The following is a 2,613-nucleotide window of genomic DNA, read 5'->3' on the forward strand; positions in this document are numbered from 1 at the left end:
AAGTTCCAGGGGAGAGAGCACTGTTGGAATAGGAACTGCTTTTAACACCGGATTCAGAACGCTTTACCACTCCGTTAAGGTACCAGTTTACAGTACTGTAATGGTTTGTGCTGATACTGAACTCCTGCTCCTCTCCTCCATAGGTCGTGATATTTATCCCGGGGTTTGCAGAGATTATTGAGAGTGGAGTCACTGTTATATAATTGCTCTTTGTTTCGGAGTCAAGCTCGTTCCTGTTGCAGACATTCAGCGAGACAGTATAATTTCCATAGGAGGTATAGGTGTAGACCGGGTTCCGGGCTGTTGAGTCCACAGTTCCGTCTCCGTTAAGATCCCATTTCCAGGAAAAGGCATTTTTCGAGAGGTCCGTAAACTGGACTGTGAGAGGAGAAACCCAGCTGGTGATATTTGAGGAGAAGTCAGCCTCAGGGGGCGCTTCAGCAGTGAAAGCTTTTATGCAAAGGTTTGTTTCTGAAAATTTGGATATTGATATTAGGTCTTGCCAGCTGAGTCCATCCGAACTTACATAGCTTTCTCCGGGGTTTGCCTGTGCCTTACTGCTGTAACTGTCAAGAGGCTGCTCAAATGCAAGAGGATATTCGAAGGAAGGATTGCTGAACTTTATAACCACTGAAAATTTCTCCCCGGACGTCAGGTTTACTGGAGAATTCAGCAGGTGAGTATGGTATCCGGGCAGCGGGTAAGTGCCGGTTTCTTTTACAACAAAGTTCCCCTCTTGATTAATGGGTCCATTAGTTGGATTTTTATAAACGTATATCTCGTAAGTCGTATCAAGATCCGTAGTATAGAATCCTACAGCCTCTAGTTTTTCGATCCCTTCCGAAGAAAATACATTGCCCCCCCAGGCAGTTGAATATTCAGGATATCCCAGTGAGTTTATCCACCCGAGTGGATCATACTGGTAAATGTAGTCAAAGTTGTCCTTCTCTGCAGCTGTAAACACTGCGTTTTCTTCGTATCCGAGCCTGGTGTCATAATAGGAAATATAGAAGTATCCTCCTTCTCCCCAGGCCTTTCCCCAGCTGTTCTTTACGATAAAAGCCCCGTTCCCTTGAGGGACATGTTTGAACCTATTCCGATCAAAAAAATCATCCCAACCTACGATAGTTATTGCATGGTTGATCTCACCTGAGCCTGTGTATCGATAGGCATGGTTATTTTCCATGTAATAGTTTTTATCCATGTACATTGTGGAGTACACGGCTCCGTAATCCATAAGTGCCTGTTTGATCACCTTATTGTCCAGAGATCCCGTTTTCCCGGGAAGAAAAAGCACTTCCTTGACATGTTTTTGTACGGGAAGCCCCTGGGGAGAATATCCTGAGTAATCTTTGTATGGGTCGTCTGCCTCATCTACCGGTCCGGCCCAGCGGGCAAGATATGCTGTTGACTTGAAAGCGTTGCCGCCGTCACTGTGTGCACGGTCGAAACCCTCTGAATATGCCGAAGATAGCAAGTTTTTCATGTTATTTTCGGAAAAGTCCCGGCTTTCTTTTTCTGTCCCCATAATGTAGGATTCAAGGGATGCAATGCTCGAAAAGGCCCAGCAGCTTCCGGTCTGTCCCTGGTTCTTCACAGAGGTGACCTTTCCTTCCGCACGCAGGTCATATGTTGCAGGAAGTTCCGGGCCTGATACTCTAAACAAAAGTTTTTCCACAGGCCTTGAGAGCCCTGAGAGGTTTACCGGAGAGGGTATATATCCAGGACCTGAAATGTGGCCGTAATCAGAAGACGAGATGGGCTCAACCGTATCTGACTGCTCGGGCTCCAGAAACTCGGGGTTCAGAGGAGCCATTTCAATCGCAGGTTCTGAAATGGATTTATTGTTCAGGGGCAGATCTAAGTTTTCGACACTTCCGGCGGCAAAGTTCGGGATGCCGAATAAGCACGAAAATAAGATTGTAAATGTAAGCAGGAGGGAATTTATTTTCTTCAAGAATTCTCGGCCTCGGGTAGGATCGATTTTTGGTTAACTGACTAAGATAGTACAGAGTAACTGGTACGCGGGGATTTTTCTGGATTCAAATCTCCGGACTATATACAAATCGTAAGCGGATCTTCAACGATCATCAGTGTAATTAATATTCTTCAGTAAATCCCTCTTTAATAAAATTCCAGGGGGTTAATTTATGAAATTTAGATATAAGTTCGTTCCTAACTTTGTATATTTATTACTGAAATACTCAAGTTATTTGCGTAGGTAATATCCCCTTAAAATGAATGTGTATCTTAAAATTAGATTCTAAAGGCTGGATATTTTCTCTTTTGTTCAAAGTAAATAAGTTTGCGGACGTATAAATATTTATTGAAAGTAAAAATAAAAATTTTAAAAAAAATCGAAATGCTTTATTGTTATAAATTTTATTCTTTAAAAAATATTTTTTCTCTGTGTAGGGGTGGAAATAAGTTAATTTGTCGATACTGTTGCCGTCTTTCTTCTTATTATTTAACACTCAATCAGGGCCTGTTTCTAATGAGTGGTTCCCAATAGAAATAGGGTCCTCTTAAACTCACTCTTTAACTGGAACTTATTTTCCATTTTTTCTGCCAATTAAGCCAGAGAATAGTTTCCCCAAAAAAAGTACATCTTAT

General features: G+C 42.3%; 1 protein-coding gene. It reads right to left on the reverse strand.

Annotated features, from left to right (window positions below; all coding sequences use genetic code 11):
- Nucleotides 1–1,957: lectin like domain-containing protein (locus tag EO93_RS02365; RefSeq protein ID WP_048160998.1), on the reverse strand; the 1,957-nt coding region annotated here is incomplete at its 3' end.
- Between the last annotated feature and the right edge of the window lie 656 nt (nucleotides 1,958–2,613).

This window comes from Methanosarcina sp. 1.H.A.2.2, assembly GCF_000979975.1.
Lineage (GTDB): Archaea > Halobacteriota > Methanosarcinia > Methanosarcinales > Methanosarcinaceae > Methanosarcina.